14 protein-coding genes and 1 tRNA gene are annotated in these 20,805 nt (G+C 44.0%); 2 read left to right on the forward strand and 13 right to left on the reverse strand.

Annotated elements, in window-relative coordinates; translation table 11 throughout:
- On the forward strand, positions 1 to 1,023 hold the full coding sequence (locus tag VJ786_RS12500) for an asparaginase (RefSeq protein ID WP_134776214.1): 1,023 nt from the start codon (positions 1 to 3) through the stop codon (positions 1,021 to 1,023).
- Here the strand turns inward: VJ786_RS12500 and VJ786_RS12505 are convergent.
- The 10 genes from VJ786_RS12505 to VJ786_RS12550 all read right to left on the reverse strand — a co-directional run bounded on the left by VJ786_RS12505 (position 1,010) and on the right by VJ786_RS12550 (position 15,306).
- Positions 1,010 to 2,311 carry a bifunctional folylpolyglutamate synthase/dihydrofolate synthase gene (locus VJ786_RS12505; RefSeq protein WP_134776215.1) on the reverse strand — a complete coding sequence of 434 codons (1,302 nt, stop codon included), beginning with the start codon at positions 2,309 to 2,311 and terminating at the stop codon, positions 1,010 to 1,012. The genes VJ786_RS12500 and VJ786_RS12505 overlap by 14 nt on opposite strands.
- A 12-nt stretch (positions 2,312 to 2,323) precedes the next feature.
- The gene (locus VJ786_RS12510) at positions 2,324 to 3,145 is read right to left on the reverse strand and encodes an energy transducer TonB family protein (protein ID WP_134776216.1); all 822 of its coding nucleotides are present in this window, start codon (positions 3,143 to 3,145) and stop codon (positions 2,324 to 2,326) included.
- 59 nt (positions 3,146 to 3,204) lie between these two features.
- Positions 3,205 to 3,612, reverse strand: coding sequence for an ExbD/TolR family protein (locus VJ786_RS12515; RefSeq protein WP_099366549.1), 408 nt, complete (start codon positions 3,610 to 3,612; stop codon positions 3,205 to 3,207).
- A gap of 43 nt (positions 3,613 to 3,655) precedes the next feature.
- On the reverse strand, positions 3,656 to 4,348 hold the full coding sequence (locus VJ786_RS12520; RefSeq protein WP_134776217.1) for a MotA/TolQ/ExbB proton channel family protein: 693 nt from the start codon (positions 4,346 to 4,348) through the stop codon (positions 3,656 to 3,658).
- Positions 4,349 to 4,385: 37 nt separating this feature from the next.
- Complete coding sequence (locus tag VJ786_RS12525) at positions 4,386 to 5,489, reverse strand: hypothetical protein (RefSeq protein WP_134776218.1); 1,104 nt, start codon at positions 5,487 to 5,489, stop codon at positions 4,386 to 4,388.
- Positions 5,490 to 5,527: 38 nt separating this feature from the next.
- Positions 5,528 to 7,237 (reverse strand): TonB-dependent receptor, encoded by a 1,710-nt coding sequence (locus tag VJ786_RS12530; protein ID WP_336557795.1) that lies wholly within the window; start codon positions 7,235 to 7,237, stop codon positions 5,528 to 5,530.
- 13 nt (positions 7,238 to 7,250) lie between these two features.
- Positions 7,251 to 10,280: a tetratricopeptide repeat protein gene (locus tag VJ786_RS12535; protein WP_134776220.1), complete on the reverse strand. Its 3,030-nt coding sequence runs from the start codon at positions 10,278 to 10,280 to the stop codon at positions 7,251 to 7,253.
- 359 nt (positions 10,281 to 10,639) lie between these two features.
- Positions 10,640 to 11,575 (reverse strand): aspartate carbamoyltransferase catalytic subunit, encoded by a 936-nt coding sequence (locus tag VJ786_RS12540; RefSeq protein ID WP_134776221.1) that lies wholly within the window; start codon positions 11,573 to 11,575, stop codon positions 10,640 to 10,642.
- A 21-nt stretch (positions 11,576 to 11,596) separates the two neighbouring features.
- Positions 11,597 to 12,142 (reverse strand): bifunctional pyr operon transcriptional regulator/uracil phosphoribosyltransferase PyrR, encoded by a 546-nt coding sequence (gene pyrR, locus VJ786_RS12545; RefSeq protein ID WP_134776222.1) that lies wholly within the window; start codon positions 12,140 to 12,142, stop codon positions 11,597 to 11,599.
- A gap of 143 nt (positions 12,143 to 12,285) precedes the next feature.
- Positions 12,286 to 15,306 (reverse strand): glycosyltransferase family 117 protein, encoded by a 3,021-nt coding sequence (locus VJ786_RS12550; RefSeq protein WP_134776223.1) that lies wholly within the window; start codon positions 15,304 to 15,306, stop codon positions 12,286 to 12,288.
- A gap of 262 nt (positions 15,307 to 15,568) precedes the next feature.
- On the opposite strand from VJ786_RS12550, the gene VJ786_RS12555 reads away from it, so the two are divergent.
- A tRNA-Gln gene (locus VJ786_RS12555) sits at positions 15,569 to 15,639 on the forward strand.
- A 41-nt stretch (positions 15,640 to 15,680) separates the two neighbouring features.
- On the opposite strand, the gene VJ786_RS12560 is transcribed toward VJ786_RS12555, so the two are convergent.
- From VJ786_RS12560 to VJ786_RS12570, 3 genes are all read right to left on the reverse strand, one after another.
- The gene (locus tag VJ786_RS12560) at positions 15,681 to 17,264 is read right to left on the reverse strand and encodes a SusD/RagB family nutrient-binding outer membrane lipoprotein (RefSeq protein WP_134776224.1); all 1,584 of its coding nucleotides are present in this window, start codon (positions 17,262 to 17,264) and stop codon (positions 15,681 to 15,683) included.
- A 6-nt stretch (positions 17,265 to 17,270) separates the two neighbouring features.
- On the reverse strand, positions 17,271 to 20,315 hold the full coding sequence (locus tag VJ786_RS12565; RefSeq protein WP_134776225.1) for a SusC/RagA family TonB-linked outer membrane protein: 3,045 nt from the start codon (positions 20,313 to 20,315) through the stop codon (positions 17,271 to 17,273).
- A 182-nt stretch (positions 20,316 to 20,497) separates the two neighbouring features.
- The gene (locus VJ786_RS12570) at positions 20,498 to 20,803 is read right to left on the reverse strand and encodes a hypothetical protein (RefSeq protein ID WP_099366559.1); all 306 of its coding nucleotides are present in this window, start codon (positions 20,801 to 20,803) and stop codon (positions 20,498 to 20,500) included.
- Positions 20,804 to 20,805 lie beyond the last annotated feature (2 nt).

The raw sequence follows: 20,805 nt of genomic DNA on the forward strand, positions 1-20,805 counted from the left end.
ATGTATAACATTTTTATCATTTATACAGGTGGAACCATCGGTATGGTTAAGGACCCTGAAACAGGAACATTTATTCCATTTGACTTTGAGTTGATCGAAAAAAACCTTCCGGATTTAAGTCGTTTGAACTATAAGCTGACGGTGCATTCCTTCGACCCTATCATCGACTCCTCTAACATGAGACCGAGTATATGGTTGGAGATGGCCAAGATCATCCGTGATAATTATGAGCATTACGATGGTTTTGTGATCCTGCATGGATCGGATACCATGGCCTATTCGGCATCGATGTTGAGTTTCCTGTTGGAAGGTCTTCAGAAACCGGTAGTCTTCTCCGGCTCTCAATTACCTATCGGAGAAATCCGTACGGATGCTCGGGAGAACTTGATGACGGCTTTGGAAATTGCATCGGCCAAAAAGGATGGTCGTGCGATCATTCAGGAAGTATGTATTCTTTTTGATAATAAACTATTCCGTGGAAATAGGTCCTTCAAATACAATTCGGATAAATTTGAGGCATTCCGTTCGCCAAACTACCCAGTATTGGCCGAAGCAGGGATTCATATTCGATACAATGAGGAAGTACTATTGAATAATGAAGGCAAGGAATTCATTTGCCACTACCATATCGATACCCGCGTAGGCGTGCTGAAACTCTTCCCTGGTATCAGCAAAGAAACCATTGAAGCGGTATTAAACTCGGACGTTCGGAGTATTGTGATGGAGACATTTGGATCCGGCAATACCATGACCGACGAATGGTTCTTGAACCTACTGGCTGATGCCGTAAAATCGGGAAAGAATATTCTGGATATATCCCAATGTAAGGTAGGTTCAGTGGAACTAGGCCGTTACGAGACCTCTAATGGATTAAAATGCATTGGTATACTCAATGGCTACGACATGACATTTGAGACCGCTGTAACCAAGCTTATGTACCTTCAGGGTGAGATTGCATCCCAAGAGGAAGTAGCGCATTGGATACAAGAGCCTTTACGTGGAGAGTTGACTAAAAACGATTAGTCAACAACTCCGCTACGACGAAGGTACTCCCGCCTACAAAGATCAAGTCATTTTCCTGGTATTGTAGTTGGGCAGCATCAAATGCTTGTTCAATGCTTTCGTAATGATTTCCTTTCAGATCAAATCCTGATGCCAATTGCTTTAGCTGATCCGCAGGCATTGCCCGAGGCATATCGGGCGCTGCAAAATAATATTGTGCATCTTTAGGCAACAGGGGCAGAATATGGCTCAAGTCCTTATCCTTCATCGCGCCAAAGATAATATGTAGTTTTTGGAAGTTTAGGGTTTGAAGGTTCTTCAGTACTTCTTTTATCCCATCTTCATTATGACCGGTATCACAGATCACCCAAGGAGCTGTTTGCAAGGTCTGCCATCTTCCACGGAGTCCGGTGCTTTCCTGCACATGGCTTAGGCCATAAGCAACTTTCTCATCTGGCAAGACATAGCCTAATTCCTTCAGCTTTTGGATAGAAGTAAGCACACCCAAGATGTTTTTCTGCTGATAAGTACCTGTCAGGTCGCATAGCCATTGCTGCTTTTCTTGTGTCGCCTTATTCAACACCTCCACCTGCAATCCTTCGGAGGTACGATCTGCGCGAACCAATTCAAGCACATCCGTAGCAAAGGTCAGTTCCGCTTGCATAGCGGCTGCTTTTTCGATAAAAACATGCTGTATATCCGCTTGTTTTTCTGAGATCACTACAGGCGTGTTGGCTTTGATGATTCCTGCTTTTTCTCCAGCTATTTCTTCCAGAGTATCCCCCAGGACGTTCATGTGGTCCATCCCAATGTTACTGATAAGACATAGCTCAGGCGAAATGATATTGGTGCTATCCAAACGCCCGCCCAATCCCACTTCGATCACAGCGATATCCACGTTTTCATTTGCGAAATAGTCAAACGCCAAAGCCACCGTCACCTCAAAAAAGGAAGGTTGGATCTCTTCGATCAATGCTTGGTGATTGTTCACAAAATCAACTACCTGCTGTTGAGGGATCATAGCGCCATCTAAGCGAATCCTTTCCCTAAAATCAACCAGGTGAGGCGAAGTGTATAATCCGGTCTTATAGCCCGATGCAGCAAGCACAGAAGCCAACATATGCGAACTGGAGCCTTTACCATTGGTTCCGGCGATATGTATGGATTTGAATTTTTTATGGGGGTTTCCCAATGCTTCACAAAGTAAAAGTGTTTTATCCACATCGGGATTAATGGCAGAAGCGCCATCACGGGTAAACATAGGTAATCGAGCATAAAGATACTCGATTACCTCTGTAAATGTTTTCATATTCTAGAAAGATTATCTTACTCTAAATCTGAAGGTAATTAATCCGGTTTGGGTATCCGGAGCATTGGCTAAAGAATTCAAACGTGCTCTGCGAACCGCATCCACACATTTCTGCACCAACCTATAGTCAGCGATCGTAGTTCCTTTAGCTTGACGGGCACGAATGATGTTCCCGCTTTTATCAACAGTAAATTCCACCTTGACAATACCGGTCTGTTGGCCATTATCTTCCACGTTTGGACGAACCTCGAATCGACGATTCTCCAAGGAAAGCATGGTGTTTCCAAAACCAGATCCACCTTCACCATAATTCGATGCCAATGGGTCTCCTAATTTGGATCCTTGGTTTCCGGCTGTACTTCCTGTACCATCCCCTACGCCCTGTGCGTTGTTCTTCTTGCCTTTATACAAGGCATTCGGATTGACCGCTGGTGTAGCATTCTTTTTCTCCGCAGTAGCCTGATCCGCATTGGCCTTTACCGGCTTCTCCGATTTAGGCACTACCGGCGCATCTTCCATATCCTGCGTTTGCACCGCTTTGTCGGTTACTTGCTGGGATGGGGTTGGAATAGGTGTGGTATTTGGATCGATCTTATCTGGTCTTACATTATTGGCATTTTCATCCATGGAAGGTTCATCCACACTCATGTAATCATCGCCCATACCTTCCGGGGAAGTACCGTAATTCACGATAATTCCGCCCATCCCGTATTCCGGCAAGTCTTCTGAAAACACAATAAAAAACCCGATGGCCGCCAAGGCGATCATCACCAAAGACGAAATCCCAAACGCCTTTCCAAGGTTATTTTCTTCTTGATATTGATGGTAATACATATCCTAATTCCTAATCAATTCGACTACCTGCCGAAAGAAACGTTTAATTACCCAGGTAATTAGTCTCTTTTAGGCTCCGTAGCCAATACAAGTTTCACTTTTAATTTATTGGCCACATCCATCACCGAAAGGATGTTTTTGATCGGCACTGTTTCATCTGCATATAACATGATGGTCAACTCTTCACCCGTAGCGATATTGGACTGGATATAACTTTCCAGGTTTTCCAAAGGCACGGCTTGTTTATCCACATGGTAGGTCAGGTCACTGGTTACCGAAATGGTCATGGTCTTTTTTGCTACAGATTGCTCTCCAGCAGAAGATTTCGGTAATAGTAGTTTTACAACCTGTGGGTTGGCAACTGCAGAAGCCAAAAGGAAGAACAACATCAAAAAGAACATGATATCGTTCAACGCAGCGGTGTGTACCTCGGCAGCTGGTTTATTTCTTTTATTACGTAGATTCATAGTATGATATGTAAAGCTTATGGAATGATCGCGCTATTAGCTATTATAAGCTAGGCTCATCCAATAGATCAATAAATTCGATAGCATCCGTCTCAATACGTAAAATCAAGCGTTCTACCATCATATTCAAAATATGGTAACCAATGTAAGCTAAGATACCGATGGTTAATCCGGAAGCCGATGCGATCATCTTCACATAAAGACCACCCGATACCGAACCGATATCAATACCACCTGCTACCTCTACATCACGGAAGATCTGGATTACCCCAAAGATCGTTCCTACGAAACCAAGCATCGGCGCAATACCTGCAATGATACCCAAGATATTGATGTTCTTCTCCAAACGGGAAACCTCTAATTTTCCTTGGTTTTCAATCGCTCCTTCAATGTCTTTGATCGGACGTCCAACACGGGTCAATCCCTTTTGCAACATCCTGGATAATGCAGAATTGCTAGAACGACATACCGCCATAGCAGAATCCAATTTTCCGGCAAGGACATTACTTTTAACCTGCGCTAATAATCCACCCTCTGTTTTACCTGCTTTGGAAATGGTGATGTAACGTTCGAAAAAGATGACTAATCCTAAGAAGAATAACAATAGGATTGGGATCATGATCCATCCACCCTTCATCAATAATTGAAGAAGATTAAGATCTTCCTGAACTACTACCGGTAATTCTTGTTGTTGAACTTGATTTAAGGTATCAACTGTTGCTTGTACTAATGACATAATGATTATTAAAAGTTATGCTTGTTTTGATTGATTACTAATTCAGTTTTTGAACCCAGGCATCTGCTACATGACGTTTCTGAACAACACGCAAAGCGGAGTCCGCTTCAGCTTTCGTTACATACGTATCCCAGATGACCGTTTTCTTGTTGTGTGCTAATTTACTTGGGATTACCCGAACGGAGGTCACTCCCGCTTTATTGAATGATTCTGCCTGATCGAACGCCTGCGCCAAGGTAGCATGCTTGCCAATGACGATGGAATACTGATGACCAGCAGGAATCAATGGTTTTTTAGTCTCTTCGCTAGCTGCAGGTTTCACGGCTGCAGAATCTTTGGCCGCTGTGGAATCAGCTCTACCTAAAGAATCCAAGGCTAAAGAGCTGCTATCCGTAGTTGCCATGGCTGCATTATTCTGTGCTATTACTTGTTTATTACTATCCAAGGCTGCTGTTGAGGTATTTTTCCCAAAGAAACCTTTGTTATACGCCAAGCCACCAATAACAGCAATGGCAAGGATGGCTGCTGCAATAAACCAAACTAATTTATTCGATGAGCGCGGAGCTTCTTCTTCATAAACAGGTTCTTCGACAATCGCTTCGGGTTCTTCGGTAAAGGCAACAGGCTCTTCGTTTGGTACCTCCTCAGTGACTTCGGTTTCCTCGACTGTCTGCTCCTCCGCTGGCTCTGCTACCGGTTCCTCCACCTCTAGTTCCTCTTCAGGCGCTGTTACCACAGCGGTTGGTAGGATTTCTCCGGCTTCCACAGGTTCCAATTGGAATCCACTCAGATCCTCCGCTTTAAAAACAAGGGAATTTCCATGTCTGATCAATTGGCCAAGATGGGTCAGGCTCGCCTGCCCATGGTCCTTGATTTCCTCAAACAGGTTGATGACAGCTTCCTGCACCGAGTCCTGCGCATCTGCGTGGGATACCTGCTTAGCCTGCTGTATGTATTCTACGATATCCACCCCATCCACCGACTTCGGATCGAACTCCAAATAAGTCAATGGCGGTAAATAAACACCTTTACGTTCATCAAATACAGAAGAGGTATGGATGCGTTTAAAAACGCCCAATCCTATTACAAACACTTCATTTCGGTGTTTTAATACTTGATAAATATATCTTCCTAAATCCATGAATTCGTTTTTCGGTGCAAATTTAAAGTTTGTCTACCTTAAAATGAAAAATTAATACCACCCAAAATATTAAACCCTAATTTAGGATAATATAGGTACTGTTGGTATTCTGTATTCAAAATGTTATTCGCTTTCACAAAAATCCCCAATTGCTTGGTTGCTTTGTACTCCGCACCAGCACTTAGGTCGAAGAATGAAGGAACCGTTGTTTTCTGGAAGGTCGCATCAGGCTGACCATTCTGGGTCGCGAATCTATATTCTTTTGCAAAGGAATTCCCATGGAATAACGCTTCGGCATCAATAAATAGTTTCTCCGAAATGTTAAATCGAGCATTGGCTGCTAAGCGCATTTTCGGCATGTGCCAAGCTTCATCCTCGACCACCATGGTATAATTGTCGATGTTCAAACGACCACCAAGGTTAACCAAGGCCGAAAGACGGACATTGATCTCCCCTTCTAAACCTACATGTTTAACTGCATCATCACCATCACCATCATAGATCAACCCGAAATTGAATGGTGTGGTCTGGTTGTTGACAAAAAGAGGTAAACCTTCTACTTTTCTGTAGAACGCCTTTACTTTATAGCCAAATGTGGCACCTGCATTCCCTTTGATACCCCCATAGATATTCATACGATCTACCGTGTTCTGGATGTTCAGATTTGGTCCCAAATAAGGATTCAACTTCGTGAAACTACGGAAAGATCCTTTTTCCACGCCACCTTTAACCCCTCCAAAAATATAGAAGTATTCCGGAACCAAAGCAAAGTCGATCTCTGCTTCTGGGAAGATGTTGAATCTGGAGCTATCGCCAAATTCAGAAACGATATTGGCTCCTAAGGTAATGTTATAGTTCTCGCCTTTGAATTTGATATAAGGATTGATATTCGCAATCGAGTTGTTCAAGGAACCATCAGGTGTATTTACGCCTTTGATGGAATTCAGATCCACGGCAAGGTTTGCACCTACATTGAAAGAATTCACCCTTTTGTTCAAGTATCCTGCAAGGGCGATGGAATTCTCACCTGCATCGTACTTGTCCTTATAGATATATCCATCCGCTTTTAGTGAATAGCTCAGCGCATCCGCATTATTAGGATCATAATTGCTGGTCAATTCTGCCGAAAGGAAGATATCATTAAAACGTTGTGCCTCACGGGTTGGGTTTAAAGGGGTTTCGTCATCTGCCAATGGAATACCATAAAAACGGGTTCCAAAACCATTGTATCCCACTAAACCATTCAGGGTGAACATCGGTAGGATACGACGTCCGAAGATTCCGACTTCCTGTCTGGAGAATTTCTGGTCTTCCAAGTTTCCTTTTTGGCTCAAGTGCTTGGCATATCCTCCAAAACGGATATCCTCATAATCTTCCACCGCAAAATAGGCTTCACCTAAAATGGTATTAAAGTTCCCAATACCGAATTTGGCATAATTACTCTTTAGATCAAAGATCTGCGAAAATGGGGTTTCCATGATCTTCAGTTCCTTCAATCCGGTATTGATGTCCAATTTCTTATCCGGCACATTTCCGTAATTCAATTTCGGCATGTACTCTCTTTTATTGGACATATCAGGACTACGACGAATTTTTACTGCATCAGCAAGAATAGGGCGGTAATCACGTACGATATCTATAGAATCCAATGTTACTGGTTTTTCTGGCGTCTGCGCAGATGCCGCATAGCCCATTCCCAATAAGCAGGTTAATATGGTAGATTTTTTAAAAAATGTGTTGACCTTCATCTTTTTCCTATTCTTATTTAATTTTTTCTAACAAATTTTTAGCCGTTTCCAGGATGCCATCATCCGTGGTTTCGTAATTCTCGATCACACTTTCCAACGTCGATTTCGCTTGGAAATTGTCGCCCTTCGCTTGGTAGGCTTCAGCCATCAGGATAAATCCTTTGGCCACCCAATAGTCATACGAAGAGAAGGAATCTGCGATATCCAAGGCCGACTTGATTGCCCCATCGTAGTTTTTGTTCTTCACTTGTTGTTCCGCCACCATATAACGTGCCTCAGCACCGGTTTCGGTTTTTGATTTCAAGGCAGCAAGGTTCAATTCCTTCATGCCTTCAGAACCTCTACTGGTCGACAAATAAGCCTTCGCCGCATATAGATGCGCTTTAGCGATATCCTCCTCCGAAGCTTTTTCATACTTCTTGATGATGTTCGCATAGTTCAAGGTCTCGGTATAATCGCCGATATTGAAGTAACTCACCAATAGGTTGTTCACTGCCCAACCATAGTTCTCTTTGTATTCCGAAGTCAGCTCCAATTTCTTCAGTACTTGCGTCGCTTCGTTATAAGCCTTATTGCGCAAATGCAATTTCGCTACAGAAATCAAGGTCTTTTCGGTATAGGCCGAAGTCCAGTCATTCATGATGATATTGAAATCGTGCAATGCCTCTTTGTCCTTACCCAGGTTAGCATTACTTTCCCCACGTAAGAAACGCGCATGTTTCTCATTGATCGGTTTCGGGAACTTATCGAAATAAGCATTCACCGCCTCAACGGTTGCTTGCCAGTTTCCACGATCGAATAAGGTACGGGCGATGGAGAAGGTATGTGCATCCTGCTCTGCCGTGCTCAAGTCACCAATGTTGGTACCTGTCGCATAGCGGATGTATCCCGAAGCATCCCCTTTATCCAAGTAGATGTTTTCGATGGATCCCAAAGCCTGTTTCGCTTCATCCGTTGTAGGATATTGGTTTACTACGCGTTGGAAAGTAGCCAAAGCCGCATCGTTCTGATCCTTGTTGTACTGTACCAAACCAATGGTCACCAAAGCTCTCGGTACATAAGAACTACGTGGATATTGCTCCACCATTTTCTGCAAACCGGTTATCGCTTCGTCATGGTTGCCCATCAAGAAATAGGTATATGGCACCTCGAATGCCACATCATCCGCATAATTGGATTTAGGGTATTTCGACATTACGGTATTCAAGGTCGCAATCTTTCCATTGTTATCGCCTTGAAGGCCTAATAATATCCCTTTTTGGAATAAGGCATAATCTTGACTCTGCGCGCCCGAAGCGATCAGACGGTCGTAATAATTAGCGGCCTTACTGTAGTTTTTAATTGCCAGGTACGAATCTGCTGCACGCGCAAAGGCATCGTTGCGGGTATTCAGATCGATACCATCCTTACCTCCGCCTGCTAAGAATCTCTCGAAATAATTGGCAGCGGTGCTGTAATTGTCCGCACGGAAGGCGGCATACGCCAAGGCATAGTTCGCATAGTTATACACATCCGTTTTACGGGCTGCTGGCAAGGCCAGGAATTTATTGAAATTAGCAACTGCCTCTTTGTATTTACGAACCTCGTACATGGCTTCAGCTTTCCAATAGGTCGCTAAAGCATGAATCTCCTCATCATGACGGTTTTCTTCCGAACGCATGAACATGGAAATCGCGTTCTCAAAAGCACGCTCATTGTAATATTCCAACCCACGGTAATACGTTACTTTCTGGTAAGCCGCATTCGCTTCTTTACCTCTATTTTTCAAGGCTTCCAACACATCTACTGCCTGGCGGTAATTCTTGGTACTCAACAATACCTCCGCCTGCAATGTCCTCGCCTCTTCGTTTCTTTTAGTTCTAGGATAGGTTTTGATGTATTCCTGGATCGCATCCAGCGCAACCTGGTGGAATTCCAGGTCGTAGGAAAGCTTGGCATAATTGAACAAACCTTCTTCTTTCAATTCTGGATCAAACTCCAGTTTCGAAGCTTTGAAGAATGCATTTCTAGCGCCTTGCTTGTTGCCAGTTTTTAGGTAGGCATCCCCCAAGGTAATCATGGCACTTTGGTAATAAGCATCCGGTTCTTCCAGTTTACTCAATTCCTCAATCGCCTTTTCGTAATGTCCTAATTTGTAATTGATATAACCAATCTGGTAACTATCCTGATTGTTCTGTGTTTTTCCTTGATCCTGCGCCTGGAATTTATCGTAGTACTCTTTGGATTTGTCCAAATCACCTTTGATAAAATAGGTGGCGGCAATGATGCGGAACATGTCGGTTTCACTTTCCTGCTTGGTGGTTTCCAGTTTTGGCAATGCGTAGCTTAATACTTCGTCATAGCGTTTATCCAAGAAATACAGGGCAGTGATATAATAAGGGTAACTGTTCTCGTATGTTTTTGAACCTTCTAAGCGTTCAAATTCATTCAATGCAGTTTTATATTCTTGATCAAGGTAGCTTAGGTAGGCCGAATAATAGATGGCTGCTTCCTGGTATGGGCTTCTTTGATCTTTCAACTCCAAAAACACCGGTTTTGAAGCTTCATAATCGCCGGTCATGAATTTAGCGTAGGCCAGTTTGAAGCGATATTCTAAGTTCTCCGCACCAGCAAGGTTTTTACTATCGATTTTCTCGAGCCATTCGATCGCTTTAGGATAGTCTTTCTTTGCGTAATAGGATTTACCGATCTGGAAATAGGCAGCTTTGGAATTGGCACTTGCCGGATAGTCACGGATAAATTTCAGGAATTGATTTTCCGCATCAGATTCGCCAAGTTCAATCGCACATACCGCTTGATAATAACGGACATTCTCTTTCAGTAAACTGATTTCTTGGGTTTCATCCAATTGTAGGGTCGACTTGGTCCTCAACTGCTCCACCAGATCAAACTGCTTGGATGCAGAACTAAATTTTCCCCTTTCAAATAACTCTAAGCCTTCTTTATAAGCCTTATTTACCTCTTGCCAAGCTGAATGTTGTGCCAATGCTGGTGTACTCATTAAGCTCAAAGCCACACCTACCTGGTAAATTTTTTTATACATACGATTGAATACTCCTTTAATAGATTGCCTGTCAAATAATTAATATGGAAGGTAGTTTCACTGTGAAAATGACACAAATCCTTCAACCTACGAAATTAATGGATAAGTTGTATGTTTTCCTCAAAAGTTGTTAACACCTGTTAATAACCTAGGGCATTTAACTTTATTTAACAGAAATGGGATTGGGGGGGGGAGTGGGGATTGGGGGAAGTTTGGTGGTTGTGGTTGTGGTTGTGGTTGTGTGTGATGTGATTGCCTTTACGCGTCATTGCGAGGAACGAAGCAATCTTTACACAAGTCGAAAGATTGCTTCGTCGTGCCTCCTCGCAATGACGAAGTGCCTCCTCGCAATGACGAATCTACCCCCTCTGCCCAGCCAGCAAATAAAGCACGGCCATTCTCACCGCTACTCCATTTTCCACCTGGTCCAAAATAATAGAATGACTACTATCCGCTACATCCGACGTAATCTCCACTCCCCTATTAATAGGGCCCGGGTGCATAATCACAATCTCCTTATCCAACGAATCCAGGATCTGCTTATTCAAACCATACAACATCGAATACTCCCGTAAAGAAGGAAAGTAAGCAATATCCTGACGCTCCAACTGGATCCGCAGCATATTCGCCACATCACACCAATTCAACGCCTTCATCAGATCATGCTCAATCTTCACTCCTAAGGAAGAAATATATTTGGGGATCAAGGTAGTTGGTCCACAGACCATCATCTCAGCACCCTGCTTCTGCAAACATAAAATATTCGAAAGAGCCACCCTCGAGTGTAAAATATCCCCAATGATAGCCACTTTTTTACCAGCCACATCGCCCAGTCTTTCCCTGATGGAAAAAGAATCCAACAAAGCCTGCGTCGGGTGCTCATGCGCACCATCACCGGCATTCACGATCTGTGCATCCACATGCCTGCTCAAGAAAACCCCAGCTCCCGCATAAGGATGGCGCATCACGATCATATCCACCTTCATCGCCAGGATATTGTTCACCGTATCGATCAAGGTCTCCCCTTTGCTCACCGAAGAAGAAGATGCCGCGAAGTTCACGATATCCGCCGAAAGGCGCTTCTCCGCCAATTCAAAAGATAACCTCGTTCGGGTAGAGTTTTCGAAAAAAACATTGGCAATGGTGATATCACGTAAGGAAGGCACTTTCTTGATCGGTCTGTTTAAGACCTCTTTAAAATTTGCCGCTGTATCCAAGATCAATTGGATATCATTGCTGTTCAAATCCTTTATGCCTAATAAATGACGGGTACTTAGTTGTTCAGATGCTGACATTTGTAAAACAATATAAAATCACTACTTCTTATCGGTGATTAACACAATACTATCGTTATCATCTACCTCTTTCCAGCTGACAATAACCTTTTGGGAATCGATGGAATCCACCTGGATACCAATATAATCCGGTTGGATCGGGATCTGTCTGGAAAAACGACGATCCACCAACACCATAAGCTCAATCTGATTCGGACGACCAAAAGCCTGAAGCGCATCCATGGCCGAACGAATGGTTCTTCCGGTCCATAACACATCATCTACCAAGATCACATCCTTGCCATCAATGATAAAATCGATCACCGTACTATTCGCTGCCAATGGACTCGCCCCTTTCATCCGGAAATCATCCCGATAAAAAGTAATATCAAGAATTCCCTTAGGCACTTCTACCCCGGTCATTTCTTTGATTTCTTTCACTAAACGTTCTGCTAAATAGGTTCCGCGTGGCTGAATTCCGATGATCACGGCATTACTGAAATCACCATGATTTTCAATTAATTGTTGAGACAATCGCTTGAGCGTAATCTGAAACTTAGGACCATCTAATAATTTCGATTGTTTCATCTATGGATTTATTTAGGCAAAAATAAGGCATTTTTTCCAAAATTCGTAATGCAATCCCGGATTCCCTGAACATAAAAAAAGCAGCTTACGAAATAAGCTGCTTTTTATCAATTATTTAATGCTTGATGCTCCGCATCAATTCCTTACTCTCCTGTTTGGAAAAGACCTTTATACTGATCGAAGATCTGATTGGCTTCGGCCAACAGTTCTTTCTGGTTCGCCGTCGTCAGGATCTGTTGGTAATGCTGCAGGGAAGCCATGGCATAACGCATATTCCGCATCTCCAGATTAGGTTTTGTTTCCGCTATCGCCATGTAATAAGCCATGTTCTCGCGGATGAATTTCAGATTGCGTTTCACGATTTCCGTTGCTTTGCTAGGTTCACCCGCTTTGTACATCGCATCGATCAAGCTGGAATAACCGTAGATCTCCGACATCAGGTAGGTCCGTTTTGGAAGATTCTCATAGGCATTGTTCACCAATTTCTTGGCTTCTGCCTGATGTCCGCTTGCCAATAAACCTTGTGCGGTCTCCCCAAAGATACTTCCCGCATATATGCTGATGTAACGGTAGGAATCCGGATCCAGATATTTCGAATGCGCAATGTTACCCCATTTGTATTTATTGATGATGTTATTGTAAGTACCCTCCACATCAGCGATCGGAGTGCTCATTTCACCTTCCATCGCCGAAGCTACCGGCATCAATCGTAAGGCAAAACCTTCAGATACCAGGTATTTACCCAATCCGATGTAGTTTTCTTCAGGTGTTGTTGTGGTAAAATAAACCGGGCGCTTCCAATTATTGTTCGCCAGAATGGCCATGATCGAAAGGTCAGCACGGCTAACGATATTCCCTGGGTAAGTCCATTGCATTGTATCGACAATCACATCTTCCCATTCCTTAGGCACCACCTTATTGGCAATTACCGCGGCTTTATCCACCTTATATTGCATATTCTTCGTTGGAAGCAGGTTTCCGAATTCACCACTCTGCAATTGAACTTTTGCCTGTGGATCATCAGAAAGCATCACTGCCAATAATTCCTCAATGTTTACATGTCCAGGAATCTTGAAATCATTGTAATAGATCACATCCCTCACCCCATCCTTAATCTGCTCCGGATCGATGTTCAATGGCAATGCATCCGCATCGTTCACTTTCTCCATCATCTGTTTCATGTACCAATCAGAGCTCAATAAACTCAAGTTCACTACGCGCACATCCGTACGGAAACCTTCCACCTCCTGCACGTACCATAACGGATAGGTATCATTATCCCCATAGGTGAATAGGATGGCATTCGGCGCACAAGACTCCAAGTAGTTTTTCGCCATGTCCCTTGCCAGGAATTTCTCCGAGCGATCGTGATCATCCCAGTTCTGGCTTGCCAACAGCACAGGTCCACAAAGCACGGATACCCCTGTTGCCGCCATGGCAGCCGTTTTGGCGTTCATCTTCCTGCTCAGCATATCCGAAATCCAAAGGGCACCCATACCCACCCAGATACAGAAAGCGTAGAAAGATCCTGCAAAAGCATAATCCCGCTCCCTTGGCTGCATCGGTGTTTGGTTAAGATAAAGTACAATGGCCAGTCCGGTAAAGAAGAACAAGAGCGCCACCACCGTCGCATCTTTTTGGTCCTTTTTGAAGTGCCATACAGCACCCAAAATCCCCAATATCAACGGTAAGAAGAAATAGGTGTTTCTTCCTGCATTTTGTTTTTCTGATTCAGGCAGGGCATATTGTCCGCCAACCAGCATATTATCGATCGGTTTGATTCCCGAAATCCAATTTCCTTCCGTAAATTGACCATGCCCCTGGGCATCGTTCTGTCTACCGACAAAATTCCACATAAAATAGCGGCTGTACATATGGCCGATCTGGTAACCGAAGAAGAACTTCAGGTTATCCCCCATAGTAGGGGCAGTTCCTTCCGGCAGGTTCAGGAAGTCGCGGTAGTAGGCTTCATGTTTTTCCGAATAGATACGTGGAAAAAGCGTAGTTCTATCGAAAGTATAATCGTATTTTTTTCTGGCTACATTATAACGGTTGGCATCCTTCCGGTATACTTTGCCCGTTTCATGCATATCCGTAGGTTTAGCATCGAAATAGCGTCCGTTGAACAAAGGTTCATCGCCGTATTGCTCCCGGTTCAGGTAGCTCAAGAAAGAGAAAGCATTGTCCGGATCGGAGTTGTTCAGGGTTGGATTTGCCTTCGCACGGATCAAGATCATCGAGAATGAACTGTACCCGAAGATAATGAAGGCAACACTCAGGAAAGCGATGTTCATGATCGGCTTGATCTTTTTATGCGAATACCATAATCCCCAAACCAGTACACCCAATACCAATAGCGCAAAGAAGGTAACACCCGAACCGAATCCCAGGCCAAAGGAATTGACAAAGATCCTATCGAAATGCGCCGCCAATTTGATCAGGTACTGAATAATACCCCAAAGGACAAAACCCAGGATCACCACCCCTAACAATAAAGTTTTTACCACTCCAGAAGTGGTCACTTTATTGGTTTTTCGGAAATACACCACCAAAGCCAAGGCCGGAATGGCCAATAAGTTCAATAAGTGCACCCCAATGGAAAGGCCCATGACATAAGCAATCAATAACAACCATTTGTTGGATTGCGGCTCGTCGGCATGTTCATCCCATTTCAGGATGGCCCAGAAGACCACTGCCGTACAAAGGGAAGACATAGCATATACTTCAGACTCTACAGCCGAAAACCAGAACGTATCGGTAAAGGTATAGGCCAAGGCCCCAACCGCAGCAGAACCCATGATATTGATGATTGCGGTATTGGATAGTTCCCCAGAGGTATTGATTCTTCCATATACTTTCTTAGCCAAGGCCGAAATGGTCCAGAACAGGAAGGTAATGGTCAGACCACTACATACGGCCGAACCCACATTCATCCAATAAGCAATTTTGGTATTATCACCAAAGGCGAAATTCGAGAATATGTTTTGCAACATCAGGAATAAAGGTGCACCAGGTTGGTGTACAATCTGCATTTTGTAGGCAGAGGCAATAAACTCACCTGTATCCCACCAGCTTGTTGTTTTTTCTAACGTCAACACATAAACCAGTGTAGCAATGATACCACAGGCCCATCCCAACAGGTTATTGATTTTTTTATAATTCATAGTTGTACCAGCAGGTTTTCTAATAATTCTGCTTCGAAAATAAGGATTCCTACGAATAAACGAACAAATAGTTTCGAATTTAATACAGTTCTAATAGGCAAAACAACATAAAATGCACAGAGAGCCATTTAAAGCCAAAAAATATTGCATTGAAAATCAGTATATTTAACAATTAACCTAATTTTTTATTTGCGAATTAGAAAACTCGACGTATATTTGCATCGTCAAAAGGGAACAACCTGAGACAAAAAACTAAAAGGATTGCCCGATAGTATAATGGTAGTACGACGGTTTTTGGTGCCGTTTGTCTTGGTTCGAATCCAGGTCGGGCAACATCAAAAAAAGGCTTGAAACAATGTTTCAAGCCTTTTCTTTTATTCTACCACATTGAACCAAAGTGGGGTCAACAATCGGTATTTCTCCGAATTATCACCTACCTCTTCCGGATTCCTGTTCTGCTCATTACTTTCATAAAGCATCGCTTGTATCCATTGGGAATTATTGTTCGGATCAAAAATAGTCGTGTTCAGGTTGGCCGGTCTTTTCAGACTCGGACCATAGATTGCCGAACTGTAATCCATCCTACGCATATCCACCCAAGTTTCTGGGTTTAGGCACAAGGAAATATATTTCTGACGCATGATGTGCGAAAGACCTGTATTCAATTGGTCAAAATGTCCAGTCAGGTTATCAGCTACTTGTGCTGCCCAATAGGCATTGATATCCGAGGCAGATACCCCCAATTTACGCATATTGGCCTTCACACCCTCTTCATAAGCGGCTAATGCGCCCGGCTTATCCCCTTTCCGCAATCGTGCCTCGGCCTCGATCAGTTTCACCTCCGAATAGGTAATGAAACCAAAAGGAGAAGTGGTGTTGGTGTAGAAGCCACTCTTGCTGAATCTGCCGTAATCCTCTGGCTTGGTCTTGCTTGCATCACCCGGCGAACCATCTGGCAAAACCCCTTGTCCATTGGCAATAAATGCCCCCGCCGCTGGTCCACGATATTTCCCATCGGAAGCCGCAGGCTGCATGATCTTACTGATCCGTGGATCCTGGTATAATTTATTGGTCACCGGAAAAGAGCTCAGCATGTTCACAAAAAACTGCGACCAAGCAAAATACCTAGGGTTGGTTAAGGATTCAAAACCACCCCAGCTCGACCATGGGTTTTCATCCACCAACAATCCGCCCGATAAATAAGGGAACTCGGCATCCATTCCATCGCCATTGAACGCATTCTGACAGGCTTTGATGATCTCATCCGCATTGTACAGCCCCGATTTCTTACTCAAATGGTTCATGTACCTTGCCTTTAAGGCCCAAGCGAACTTCTTCCATTTGGAAATATCCCCTTGGTACAGCAGGTCTCCGTTTTTCACGTGCAAGCCCCGCTTGTTGTCCGTTCTTTCAAAAGCGGCAATAGCCTCATCAAGTATGGTCTGCAAACGCTCGTAGACCTCTTTTTGGGTATTGAATTTTGGGACCAAGGAAATCATATCCTTACCATTATAAAAATCATCGACTACGATATCACCATATTGAGCGGTCAGCAATCCGAAATTCAGTGCCAATAAGGTTTTTCCTACTCCAACAAAATGTGGATTTCCTTCTTCCTCTCCCAATACAATAATATCCACGGCATTTGGCATCGTGATCACATAGGCATTCTGCCAAGCAAAATAACCCGAAGTAAATCGCCAATTCGTTGCCGAATATCCTCCTGAAGAGGCACTCTGTATGGCCCCATATTGCGTTACTCCGGCTACCTCCCGCGAAGCACGCCACTGTGCCGCCCCACTTGAAGTCGTGATTGCTCCAGCAATCCTGCTCGCAGCCTCTACCTTCGAGGGATTGTTCGGATCTTCATTTACATCCAGGAATTTCTGGCATGATCCCAATCCCAAACTCGTTGCTGCTAGTGCTATATATAAACTGTTTTTAATAAAATTCTTCATGGCCTATTAAAATGAAAATTTCAAACCTAAATCAAATCCCCTGGTCGCTGGAACCCCTAGGTTGTCAAACCCGAAGGACCCCGCTCCTGCTACTCCTGCTCCAGATCCGGAAACTTCCGGATCAACTCCCGAATAATCCGTGAACAACAACAAGTTTCTTCCGGTCAGTGTGAACTGGAGATTCGATAATTTCAACCTCTCTGTAAACGAAGCCGGTGCCTTATACGAAAGACTCACATAACGCAATCGGATCCAGCTTCCATCTTCCACGAAATTATACCCATTGTTCGCAAACCTGCTGGTATAATAATCTTGGTTCAACGGAATAGCGGTGGTATTGGTCGCTCCGGTGGATTCGATGATACCCGGAATCACAGCCGTTCCGCGATCCAGCGTCAATGGACTCAAACCCGACAACACCAAGGTATAGGCCGTTGCATTGAATACATCGCCACCCTGGCGAACATCCCACATAAAGGATAATCCAAGGTTTTTATATTGGAAATTGTTGGTGATACCGCCGATCCAGTCCGGATTACGGTCGCCGATATTGGACAAGGTCGAAACTACTTGTGGCATACCGTTATTATCCAATAAATATTGTCCGGCATCATTGGTTTTCCAGGTTTTTCCATTTATCCCAAACAGGGTAGAATTCAAGAAGGCAGCTCCTTGTGCAGCATCGCCCTTTACCCAAGCATCCGACAGTTCCACCCGATCCAAGAAACCAGGAAGATTAAGCACAGTGGCCTTATTTTTACTGAAATTCACATCGAAGGACCATGAAAAATCGTGCTTTTTAACTGCTTGCACGTTCAAAATCCCTTCCCAACCAACATTCTCGATCTCTCCACCGTTCAGCACGGCCAAGAACGAGCCTGAAGAAGGCGGAGTCCTGGTGCTCAGGATCTGATTATCCGAATTTGTCTTGTACCAGGTCACATCCAATCCGATACGGTTATTGAACATTTTAAGATCCGCGCCAAATTCCAACGAATTCGTGAATTCCGGAACCAGGTTAGGATTTCCATAGGTATCATTCATATTGGAGATAAATCCACGTGGATTGATGGTGAAATCATTGATATAGGTACCTAAGGTTGTGGCCAATTTATGCGCTGGTGCATCTTTACCTACCTGCGCCCAGGCTGCCCTTAATTTTGCATACGACAGAAAACCGGTACTACTGTTTCCAGAAAGTTCCTTCATCAGGTCCGTAAGGATAATGGAGGTGCTCACTGCTGGATAGAAAAAGGAATTTTGACCTGCTCGGAGGGTGGATGTCCAATCGTTTCTTCCTTTTAGGTTCAGGTAGATGATGTTTTTCCAATCTGCCGTAAAATCACCGAACACCCCAACAATTCTCCTTCTGGAGATGCTGGTGGATACGGTACGGTCTTCCGCCAACGCATTATTGATGGAAGCAAAATCCGGATCAATGAAATTCCTTGCTGTGGCGGTATTGGTTTCTCTAAATATCGTCTCTATGTTATGACCAACGGTAAAATCAAAATTAAAGTCCGACACTGATTGCTTGGCATTGGCCAAGAACGTCGAAGTGGTCAGTTGGTTATTGGCCTTTGATTCAGTCATATAACCCGTTAATCCAGTTTGTGATGTCGGAGCCGTGATACTTTGAAAATTCTCCCCATAATAATCTGTTCCCAATCGATAGGTCAAGGTCAACCATTCATAGGGGTTATAATTCACATCCCCCATCGCGATCACCCTGTTAACCCTATTGGTTATCGGTTTTTTATTGATGGTCCAATACGGGTTATCAATGGCATTTTCCCCATTTTCACTCAGGGTTTTCTGCGTTCCATCCTCATTCAGGAAATCTGTCATCTGCACGTTCCTCGGCCAATAGATGGCACCCATTACCCCATTTTCAGAACCCTGCGGGAAATAGGTACGACCTGTATTCATATAGGTCATATTGGCGCCGATCTTTAGGTTGTCGAATATCTTATGGTCTGCGTTCAACCGAAAGGACCTTCTGGAAAAGTCGTTGTTCTTTGCGATACCTCCCTGTTCCATGAGGTTTCCAGAAACATAGAAGGTAGAACGTTCCGAACCACCACTCGCCGAGAGGTCGTGGTTCTGGGCAAAGCCAGTTTTGAAGAATCCGCCCAGATTATCGTAGATCACCTCATTTGATGCAAACTCTGGCCCCCAGGAAAGGTAACTTTCATTTTCGAAAATCCCGTTTCGTCCCTGTTTAAAGACCCCTTGCAATTCTGGCAATTTATTCGCCTTATCCCAAGAGAAGGTATTTCCGTAGCTGATGCTTCCTTTTCCGGAATTCCCCCGCTTGGTCGTGATGATCACTGCACCAGAGGCTGCCCGCAATCCATAAAGGGCAGATGCGGCAGGACCTTTCAATACCGAAATACTTGCGATGTCTTCGGGATTGATGTCGATGGCCCGGTTGGATGCCGGGGCCACTCCTGCTGTTAAACCTCCTTGGGAGATGGGCGTGCTGTTATCGATCGGAATACCATCCACAACAAATAGCGGTTGGTTATTCCCACTCAGGGAACTTCCACCTCGGATGTAGATAGAGGCAGAGGTACCGGGTGAACCTCCAGAATTGGTTACCTGTACACCAGCCACCTTACCTTGTAGGGTGTTCACTAAGTTGGGCTGATTACTTTCGGTCAGCTCTTTGGAAGAAACATTCTGGGCGGAATAACCCAAGCTTCTTGCCTGTTGCTTGATACCCATGGCGGTCACTACCACTTCGTCGATCGCTTCATCGGACGATTGCAGCGTGATGTTGTATACATTTCCAGCACCGACCACCTGGTTCCTTTCATCGGAACCGATCATGCGAAACACCAAGGTCTCGCCTGGAGCAGCTTGAATCGAGAAGGTTCCGTCCGCATTGGTCTGCACCATCCGGTCGGTCCCTTTCACGAGCACCGTAACATTTGAAAGCACCTCTCCATTGGAAGAAACAACTTTCCCTGTTACCGCTTTTTGCTGCGCCATCAAACAGGATGCATACAACGCTACCCCGAAAAAAGTAAGTAAAAATCTTCTTTTCATGTGTTTGATTTTAATTTAGGATTTATGTTTATAAGTTTTTTAGGCGATCATATCGTGATATGATAGTACAAGTCTACAAAAAAAAGTAGTTCATGCAACGCTCTTCCCGATTAAATGAAAAAGCAATCCCTGAGAATGATTAAATTTCACGCCCAGGGATTAAATTAAAGGTTAATATCAGTTTAAATTGCTTTTATTTTCCGTAACATCCGTTGGATCTCCAGATCCTGTTTATGGTGCCCATTTTTCAAGATAGCATTTCCTTTGCATTCCTTCTTAAGCTCATGTGCAGCGACTTTATAATCCTCCAATATTTCATCCAATTTATTTAGGATGTGGCAGTACTCCCGATGTGCTTCGCGCAGGAATTGATGCTTCTCGCGCAGGGAAGAAAGTTCCTCCTCAAAACCATGGAGCTGGTAAAGGATTTCCAATCCGTAGATCCTACGCATGAGTTCCTGATGCTGATGGGTGTTGATGCCTTTCATGG

It is taken from the genome of Sphingobacterium tenebrionis (assembly GCF_037126265.1).
Taxonomy (GTDB): Bacteria; Bacteroidota; Bacteroidia; order Sphingobacteriales; family Sphingobacteriaceae; genus Sphingobacterium; species Sphingobacterium tenebrionis.